The sequence below is a fragment of the Porphyromonas macacae DSM 20710 = JCM 13914 genome, assembly GCF_000379945.1.
Classification (GTDB): domain Bacteria; phylum Bacteroidota; class Bacteroidia; order Bacteroidales; family Porphyromonadaceae; genus Porphyromonas; species Porphyromonas macacae.
In genome coordinates, this window is sequence record NZ_KB904145.1 from 1 (window position 1) to 9,242 (window position 9,242).

The 9,242-nt window shown below is 45.5% G+C and carries 7 protein-coding genes; 6 read left to right on the plus strand and 1 reads right to left on the minus strand.

Annotated elements, in window-relative coordinates; translation table 11 throughout:
- Positions 1-180: hypothetical protein (locus tag A3GI_RS11810; protein WP_211205815.1), on the minus strand; the 180-nt coding region annotated here is incomplete at its 3' end.
- A gap of 428 nt (positions 181-608) precedes the next feature.
- Between A3GI_RS11810 and A3GI_RS0106900 the strand changes: the two genes are divergently transcribed.
- The 6 genes from A3GI_RS0106900 to A3GI_RS0106925 all read left to right on the plus strand — a co-directional run bounded on the left by A3GI_RS0106900 (position 609) and on the right by A3GI_RS0106925 (position 8,927).
- Positions 609-953, plus strand: coding sequence for an IS3 family transposase (locus A3GI_RS0106900; protein ID WP_018360730.1), 345 nt, complete (start codon positions 609-611; stop codon positions 951-953).
- 294 nt (positions 954-1,247) lie between these two features.
- Positions 1,248-2,765, plus strand: a complete 1,518-nt coding sequence (locus A3GI_RS0106905; protein WP_162151399.1) for a BACON domain-containing protein — start codon at positions 1,248-1,250, stop codon at positions 2,763-2,765.
- Between the two features lie 12 nt (positions 2,766-2,777).
- Positions 2,778-4,214, plus strand: a complete 1,437-nt coding sequence (locus tag A3GI_RS0106910; protein ID WP_018360732.1) for a BACON domain-containing protein — start codon at positions 2,778-2,780, stop codon at positions 4,212-4,214.
- Positions 4,215-4,253: 39 nt separating this feature from the next.
- Positions 4,254-5,234: a BACON domain-containing protein gene (locus tag A3GI_RS0106915; RefSeq protein ID WP_018360733.1), complete on the plus strand. Its 981-nt coding sequence runs from the start codon at positions 4,254-4,256 to the stop codon at positions 5,232-5,234.
- A 27-nt stretch (positions 5,235-5,261) separates the two neighbouring features.
- Positions 5,262-7,967 carry a S8 family serine peptidase gene (locus A3GI_RS0106920; RefSeq protein ID WP_026215991.1) on the plus strand — a complete coding sequence of 902 codons (2,706 nt, stop codon included), beginning with the start codon at positions 5,262-5,264 and terminating at the stop codon, positions 7,965-7,967.
- 12 nt (positions 7,968-7,979) lie between these two features.
- On the plus strand, positions 7,980-8,927 hold the full coding sequence (locus A3GI_RS0106925; protein WP_018360735.1) for a PorV/PorQ family protein: 948 nt from the start codon (positions 7,980-7,982) through the stop codon (positions 8,925-8,927).
- Positions 8,928-9,242 lie beyond the last annotated feature (315 nt).

Here is a 9,242-nt window from a genome sequence, read left to right on the forward strand (position 1 = left end):
ATGGTACTGCGTAACAGTGGGAGAGTAGGTAGCCGCCAATTTTTTAAGAGAAGAGCCGTAGCCAGGAGAGAAGAACTCTCTTTGCTGCGGCTCTTGCTGTTTCTTCTTTTCGGTGCTCTCTCCTCTACGTCCGGGGGGAGATGGTTGTGTTGTTCCGTTGCCCGGTTTTAGAGAAAACAAGCCGGCGGGGCTGTATGAGAGATAACTCCTTCTTGCCGGTTGGATGAGATAAAAGCCTGTTGCTGAAGATGGAGCTGAATTTTACCATGAGTTCTCGAGGTAAGCGATATGTCCCCAACTTTCGAATGGTGTTTAAAGGTATTCAATCATAAGAAAGTCCGCCGCTTGATGTTTGAGCAACACCTTAAGAAGTGCAAAATCATTAGACTGCGCTATCGCTCCTAAAAAGGTGAAGTTGGCAAGACTGCTCCGAATGTCCTTGCCAGGAACTTTGTTGCTCAAGCTCCCGGGATGAAATGGGCAACATATGTTACGCAAATCGATATAGGAAAGGAGAAGCTTTACTTATCTCCGATATTGATATGTTTAATGGGGAGATTATGTCCTACAATATCTTCAAAAGTCTCAATTTGGAGCAAGTGTAGGATATGCTTCAAAAGGCATTTTGCAATTTCGATGGTGTCGATGGACTTATTCTGCGTTCCGACCGGGGATGGCAGCATGGAAATCAAGGCTATCGGCAGCGCCTTGCCGAAAGACAAATCATTCAAAGTCTGTCGCGTAAAGAAAACAGTTTAGACAATGCCATGATGGAGAACTTCTTTGATATTATGCAGTCAGAGTTCTTGTATGCCGAGATGTTTGACTCTCCGGAGCGTTTTATCGATGCGTTGCAGGAGTATATCCGGTACTATAACAATGATAGAATTAAAGCAATATTAAACGGGAAGAGTACGGTACAATACCGAACTCTTTCTATAACACAGAGATAATTTAGTATCTAACTTTTCGGGTGGAATTCAACCTTCTTGGAAAGAGAATGTATTTTGTTGGGATACTTCTGTCGGTTTTAATTATAATTGTTATATTGTTTTGCTTTTTACCTTGAAGTGTTTCGGCGTATGGTTTTTTTCTATTTGCCGGGATTTTACCATGATTTATAAATAAGTATGTCATTGCCATTACAGACTTTCTCTGATATTTGTGCAGAGTTGCGAATATGCGAGTGCAGAAACCATGAAAAATATTCTTTTCAAACTAACGATAAGCAATCTAATTTTAATCTTATGAGGCAATTCTGTCTTTTACTCATGCTGCTAAGCCTGATGCTTTTTTCCTGCCAGAAAGAGGAAGAGCATATGTTGGTTGTGTCTCCCGATTCCGAAGTGACATTCACGAGCGGAAAATCGGAGGCGAAGTTGACCGTCACTACCAATGCCGGTAGTTGGGAAGCCATATCCAATGTGGAATGGTTGAGGGCGGTTAAGTCCGCAAACGAGCTTATTCTCCTTGCTGATTCCAATCCCGAGGTGCAGCCCCGTATTGCTCAGGTAACTGTAATCTCCGGTACACTTGCAGAAATATTACAAGTGAAACAGGAGGGAGCTGCTGCAAGTATTTCCATAGAGGGAAAAGAAGAGCTACGCATAGAGCGCTATGGCGGTAAAGTGTCATTGTATGTGCAGACCAATGCCCCGGAGTGGGAGGTTTTGAGCGATGTGCCCTGGATAAAGGTCGGTAAGCCGTCTTACGGAAATGAAATAACCTTGGATATTTCAGAGAATGAGACCGGCGAAGAGCGTCAGACGGAATTGACCATGAAAGCCGGCAATGTCACTAAGATGTTCAAGGTCTCTCAAGATGGTCCCATGCGTTTTATCATGCCCTTTTTCGAGTGGGGTGCAAATATCCGGGAGATAGATAAGCTTGAGAAAGGCAGGCACAGCAAACTTGTCGGTACACCGAAGCCCCCTTCTTTCGGCATTGACGATACGCCGTTCTATACTTATCATACGGAAAGTACGGTATTCCCTTATGTTCGTTATACCACCATGCGTTACTCTGCCGAGTTTGTCTATGTGGCCACGATGGTGGCAAAAGAGAAGGACCTTTTCTCGGATGCCGGATACCTTGAATTTTTGAAAGAAAACGGTTTTGTAAAACAGTTTTCCGGTAAAGGAGGTGTGTTGTATCTCAATAAAGAGAAAAGAGTAAAAGTTTTGCTTACGAAAGATGCCGCACAAACACCTCTTGCCGTATTTATGCCTGTCCCTGAGGAAACGGAGCCGTATCCGACTCTCGATCGGTTTATTTACGGATTGACAGACTTTAATAAAGCCAAAGCCGATGATGTGAGAAAATGGGAAGAGAAGAACGGTGGGGAGTATTCCGATAAGTTCTCTTCCGTGGGGCTTCCCGGAGCAAAGACCGATTTGCTGATGTTTCATGCTCCCCGACCTTTGGGAATGAGGGGATACACCATCGATCGTGAAAGCGGCTTGCTCAAGAGAACGACTTTTACTTTCCTGTCATTGGAGTTGGGCATGTATATGTATGGCAATCTCCATGTTTTGACCGGGCAGTTCGTCGCTTTATTGGAAAAAGAGGGTTTTGTGCCTTTTGACGAAAATGCTTTTGAGGGCGAATTTTCTTTCGTGAATATCCAAAAGAAACTCTTTTTACTGGTACGTAAAAGTCTTTGGGAAAACCGGTATGTATTGTCGTATAATATCGCTCCCTATACTCCCTCCGGTACCCAAGCGTGTATGGATAAAAACATTAACGATGTAGAAATGCTAAAATAAATCAAGATACAGATGAAAACAGTATGGAATAAAATATTACTTCTTTCTGCACTCGTGCTGCTGGTTTCTTCCTGCAAAGAGAAAGAGGATGTACAACCTGCTCTGAGTCTTTCGGAGGAAGAGTTGACATTCTCTCATGAGACATCCGAAAAGAGCATATCTGTGAATACGGATCAGAGTAAATGGATTGCTGTCAGCGAATCGGGATGGATACAGACCTTCAAACAGGAAAACGTGCTTCTGGTTAAAGTCGAAGCCAATAAGAATACGGAGGAACGTGCGGGGTACGTTAAAGTACTTGCAGGGGGGCGTTCGAGTGCGGTGAAGGTGATACAAAAAGGATCGGATTTCTTTATCCGGACGGATAAGCAAAAACTCTCGGTAGATAATTTTGGGGGTGTATTCCCTGTAACGGTGCTGTCAAATCTCAAGGAATGGCGCATAGAGGGGCTTACAGAGAGCTGGATAAGTGTAAAATCTAAAGTCTTCAATAAAGAAATCGAGATAAAGGTAGACGAGTATAATGGAGAATCCCCCAGGGTGGCCATCTTTACATTATCGGCTGTAGACGGTAAGGTAAAAACTACGATTACGGTAGAGCAGTCAGGTGTTCCCGAATTTATACTCCCCTGTTTGGTTTTCGGGGCCGATCCGCATACCGTTAAGGATTTTGAGTTGAAGCGTAGAAATTATCTGACTTCTGTTCCCGATGACCTTGTGAACACCGATTCCTGGATTTACACCACAACATATTCGAAGTTTAGTAAGATAGACTATAAAGTTTACGACCATAAGTACATGATGGCCAGACTGATTCCGAAAGACCCGGCTTTTTTGCAGCAACCGGATGCCGGCGGCTTTATCTCTTTTCTCAAGGCCGAAGGCTTTCTTCCCGTACCGGGCAAGGATAATGTGTACTCGAAGGTCGTCGATAGATTCAATGTCGAGGCTGCCGTTCTTCCCGATGTTTCCAAGCCCGACGTGAGGTTTACTTTCGAGGCGATACAGGCGCGCAGTTATCCGACTTTTGAAACATATCCGCAGTATCTTTTCTCTTTCGATGGAAAGGAAATCGAAAAATACGAGAAGGAGAAAGGCGGCCTGTTTTGGAAAGAAAAATCAACTTCTACGCTGTGGATTTATTTAGGAACCGATCCTTGGGTTTCCCGTACTTATGCCATGGTTTCCCGGTATGTTATACATGCTTTTGAAAATATTGAGCTTGCACTGTTTCAGGTGGAGGGTGTGTACTTTCTGACCAAAGAGTTTAAGGAACTGATGCGGAAAGAAGGTTTTGAGTTCGAGACATACGATTATCCAACCAGAAGCTATTTATTCAAGAATGCCGGAAAAAACATTCGTGTAAAAGTTTCACTCGGTACCCATTTCAAGGCTACCGATGGCAGAAAGGCTCTCTACTTCAATTATACCCGTATATCGAAATCTTGATTTTCGACCATCGATAACATAATAAACGAAATATATACTATGATAAGAAAAGCTCTGATATTAATCTTTTCATTAGTCCTTTTTTTGTTGGGATCGTGTACGCGTGCCGATCTGACGGAAGGAGATACGCTTTCTTTCTCCGAAAGCGAACAGCTTAAGTTTTCTCACAAGAAAGCAATGAAAGAGATTTCCATATTGACGAACAAGGCTCATTGGTCTTTTGTGAAAAATGCCGATTGGATTGAAGTCGAGGCCGTGGAAAAAACACTTGTTCTTCATCTTTCGGAAAATAAAGGTACGGAGATGCGTACAGCTCACATTCTCGTTCGAGCCGGCACACAAAGCCGCAAGTTGACTGTAGAGCAATCCGGAAGTACCGTGATAAGCGGAATAGAGCCTCGGAAGATCGAAACGGATCAGTGGGGCGGAGAGTTTAAGGTGGATATTCTATCCGATGTGGATGACTGGGAAGTGCTTAATGAAGCACCTTGGATAACAACCGTTTTAGACCGGTTCAAGAACTGTGTTTCGGTTAAAGTGGGAGAAAACAGCGCAAGAGAGGCGCGTGAAACGAAGATTTATTTTCGTTCGAAGATCAGGCAGGAGTTAAAAGAGCTTTCTATCTTGCAAAAGGGAATTGTATACTACCTGCTGCCCTATCTCGGATTCGGAGACAAAGCCGAAAAGGTGTATACATTCGAATACGCCCGCAGAAGCGATCTGATCAGTGCGCCGGACGGCTTAACGAATCTTTCTTTATGGACATTCAAGCTTACTACGCCTGCTTTCCGGAGGATTATTTATGATATCACGAAAGATAAGCTCGTTTCTGCTCTTATGATAACCGATTCGTCCACTCTTCTTACCGATGAAGAGGAATTGGCCGGCGTCATTGGATTTTTGTCCGGAAACGGGTTTGAAAAATTTGAAAAAGAAGAGCGCGTTTATGTCGATAGAAAGAAAAACGTAAAGGCAAAAATCCGCAAGAAAGATATTTTGTTTACTCCTATCGAGGGCTAAAATTTTATCCAAATGAGAACAATTATCATGAAGAAAAGAATAATCATATTATTAGGGTTCGTCGTTTTTCTCTCTATGGGTTGTGCAGACCGTAGGATGGACGAGCTTGCAGATCAAACGGAAATAGCCCCGGAAACGGACAACCTTCAAATTCTTCCGGGCATCATTCGCGTAAAACTTACCCGTGCCGCAGGAGACAATTTCAGTGTCGGCGAAGGCGGCGATAACTCTCTGCGTAGTGGCCGGTCGGATATAGACCGCTTTCTGCGTCAGGTCGGGGCAACGAAGATGACACGTGTGTTCCGCCCTGCCGGCAAATATGAGGAACGCTCACGGCGCGAGGGACTGCATTTGTGGTACGATGTGATATTCGATGAAAAGATACCGGTTACCCGTGCTGCTTCGGAAATGAAAGTAATTCCCGGTGTGGAGATCATAGAAAAACTTCACCGTATCGAACCGACAGACTCCCGCCCGGTTTTATTTGCTGTCAATCCTCCGGTTAGAACGGACAAACAGCCGTTCAATGATCCACAACTGGGTGCACAGTGGCATTACAATAATGTCGGCAGGCATGTGCAGTCTGTCGAAGGTGCCGATATCAATCTCTTCGAAGCCTGGAAGGTGGAGACAGGGAAAAAGAATGTTATCGTTTCCGTTGTAGACGGCGGAGTGGATTACCGGCACGAAGACCTTCGTGAAAATATGTATGTCAATCTTGCAGAGTTGAACGGCGAGCCAGGAAAAGACAACGATAACAATGGGTATAAGAATGATGTTTACGGATATAATTTCGTCTTGAATAATGGCGTAATAGAGCCGGTCAGACATGGTACGCACGTAGCCGGTACGGTGGCTGCCCGCAATGGAAACGGCAAAGGTGTCTGCGGTGTGGCCGGCGGTAACGGAGAGCCGGACAGCGGTGTGCGTATCATGACCTGTCAGGTTTTTCTGCAGAACGGCTGGAGCGCTTCCTCTTTTGCCGAAGCGATAAAATACGGTGCGGACAATGGTGCTGTAATCAGCCAGAACTCCTGGGGGTATAACTATCCGGGACCGGACAATATCAGTCCTTCTTTGAAGGAGGCTATAGACTACTTCATAAAGTATGCCGGTTGCGATGAAAATGGCAATCAACTCGAAGATTCACCGATGAAAGGCGGTATCGTTGTTTTTGCAGCCGGTAATGACGGCCGGGATTTCAAGTGCTTCCCGGCAGCCTATCCGAAGACGATTTCGGTGGCTTCCATGGCCCCGGACTATACGGCGGCATATTACAGCAACCGCGGAGACTGGGTTACGCTGACGGCACCGGGCGGTAGCCGTTTCTACTCCAAAGGAGAGGTTTTAAGCACTCTGCCCGGAAATACCTACGGTTACATGCAGGGCACGTCCATGGCTTGTCCGCATGTGTCCGGAATAGCGGCTCTGGTTGTTTCCCGGTTCGGAGGCCCCGGCTTCACTTCTCAGGATTTGGAGAAACGTTTGAGAAACTCTTTTCTTCCGGTGGATATAGATGAAATGAATCCCAAATACAGAGGACGTTTGGGACGGGGTTATATAGATGCGGCCAAAGCGCTTGCGGAAAACAGGCATAAAAAACCCGAGAAGGTTGCCAAAGTGGAGTATACCGCAAAGCAAACGGAACTTGCTTTGAGTTGGGCTGCCGTTAAAGACGAAGACGACGTTTCGGCCTCTCTTTACTATGTTTATCTGTCGGAACATCCCCTCAATGAAAAGAATTTCAGGAAAGCCCGTAAAACGGAAGTAAAAGCCTGGGGACGTAAACCTGGAGATCCTGTTGAGGTTACGTTGAATAAACTGAAGAAAGACACCAAATATTTTTTGGCAATCGAGGCTGTAGACCGATGGGAAGAGGTTTCCGACGTTTATCTTATGGAAGCGAAAACCACCAACAGTACGCCTGTGGTTCTGAAACTCGACACGGATAAAGCTGTGCGCGTATCCGGCTTGAAAACGACTCGGGTTAAGCTGCTCGTGGAAGACGCCGACCGGTTGGGCTGGAGCTATACCGTATCGGGAAATACCGAAGGGGTAAAGATCTCTAAAGAGGAGAACGGGCTGTTCCTCGAGTTCAAGGCCGTCTCCGCTGTGGGTAAATATACTCTTACGGTGAGCGTATCCAACGCCTTTTCGGACGTAACTGAAATGGATATTCCTTTTGAAGTGTACAGAAATCAGGCTCCTGCATTGACTCGGGATCCGGGCAGACTGTTCGTTACCGTAAATACCGTGAATGGTATTGAACTCGACCTTTCAAAATATTTTGAAGATAAAGACGGCGACAAAATAAGTTATACCGTTCATGAATTTACACCCTCTGTGGCAAAAGCCGTTGTGAACGGAAATATTCTTACGGTGAAACCGGTAAAAACGGGTATGGCTTCTTTCGAACTCACGGCTACGGATGAATCGGGTGCCCACACGACCCATATCATGCCTGCTCAGGTTGTGGAGGACAAACTTGTCTATGCCATCTACCCCGTACCGACTGTAAAAGTGCTTCATGTGCGCTTGAGCGATAAGGTGAATCGGGCGACTGTTTCCATTCTCACACCTACCGGAACAAGAATAAAGCGACAGGAAGTCAGTATCGAAACACCGGAACAGAGACACCTGCAGCTCGATGTAAGCAAACTGGCCGGTGGAACATACTTTTTGCAAGTGGAGGCTCAAAGCCAAACGGATAAACAACCTTTTGTAAAACAATAACATTCTACGATCATGTCTAAAAGAATAGCGATAATACTTTCCGTTTTACTCTGTTGCAGTATCTCCGTTCTTTGGGCTCAGGAAAGCCGCTCGTTACCTTTCCTCGAAATCAATGCGGACACACGAACTGCCGGTATGGGCGATGCCGTTATGGGCGATACCCAAAGCATGTTTCTTTATACCAATCCCACAGCCTTTCTTCAGCAGCAGGCCAATTTTTATGCCTCTTATACTTTCGGCCTCTATCCCAAGGTCAACGATGATGCCATGAAGTATCATGCTTTTTCCGGCGGGTACAAAATCATGGATAACTATGCTCTGCTGGTGGGTTTCCGATTTTTCGACGGACTGAATATACCGCAGGTGGGAGAAGATATGATACCGATGCAGGATATTAAGCCGATGGACTGGAGTATCGATCTCTCTTATGCGATCAGGATAAGTTCGCACTTATCGGCTTATGCCGGCGGTGCCCTTATACAGTCTTACAACGGCTACACCGGCTATACCGGCAGTGCCACGGCAGGCATTTATTACAGGAACATCCTGATCGTTTCCGGCAATACCGGTTCTTACTCTGTTGGGTTCTCTCTGAATGATTTTGGAGGAAAAATAAAGTATGGCAAAAACGGCTCCAAAAACAGTCTCCCGTCTTCTCTCGGATTGGGCGGTTCGGTTACCCTTCCGTTTTCAAAAGCGCATAAAGTGAATGCTGTGCTGGCTACCCGTTATTTTGTGCTTCCCTCTGATGCCAAAGCCTTTACGGGAGGTGCAGGTGTCGAGTACGAATGGCTCGAACGAGTATCGGTGCGTACCGGATATCATTGGGGTAATGACAATGGCTACCTTACTTTGGGGCTTGGTTACCGCCTGAAAGGCATTTCCCTCGATGCGGCCTGCTCCTGTACGAGGGACAAAGATCTCAGACTGTTTCGTGTCGGCTTGAGTGCAGCACTCTAAACGGGAAATACCGGATAGATTGTATATGCAAGGGGCTGTGTCAAAATTCATTTTTGGGGCAGCCTCCTTTTTTTATTCCTCATCCAACGACAAAGCCCCAACTTTCACAAGCTAGGGCTTCGTTCGTTCACTAAGTTTGAGTAACTTAGCAAATATCAATTACTTAATGAATACAAAGTTACACTTTCGTCCTTACATATCCGACCCCATCCTGCTATTTCCTGCAGAACTTGGTCAAGATATTGATGCCAATGACCCTGTGCGCCTGGTCAACAGCATTGTAGATTCGCTGAATTTAGAATCAATCCAAGGTCT

Bases quoted from the DNA above. Each gene is read 5' to 3' on its own strand.
- A3GI_RS0106915 (WP_018360733.1), top strand. From the start codon at position 4,254: ATGATAAGAAAAGCTCTGATATTAATCTTTTCATTAGTCCTTTTTTTG.
- A3GI_RS0106925 (WP_018360735.1), top strand. From the start codon at position 7,980: ATGTCTAAAAGAATAGCGATAATACTTTCCGTTTTACTCTGTTGCAGT.
- A3GI_RS0106920 (WP_026215991.1), top strand. From the start codon at position 5,262: ATGAAGAAAAGAATAATCATATTATTAGGGTTCGTCGTTTTTCTCTCT.
- A3GI_RS0106910 (WP_018360732.1), top strand. From the start codon at position 2,778: ATGAAAACAGTATGGAATAAAATATTACTTCTTTCTGCACTCGTGCTG.
- A3GI_RS0106905 (WP_162151399.1), top strand. From the start codon at position 1,248: ATGAGGCAATTCTGTCTTTTACTCATGCTGCTAAGCCTGATGCTTTTT.
- A3GI_RS0106900 (WP_018360730.1), top strand. From the start codon at position 609: ATGCTTCAAAAGGCATTTTGCAATTTCGATGGTGTCGATGGACTTATT.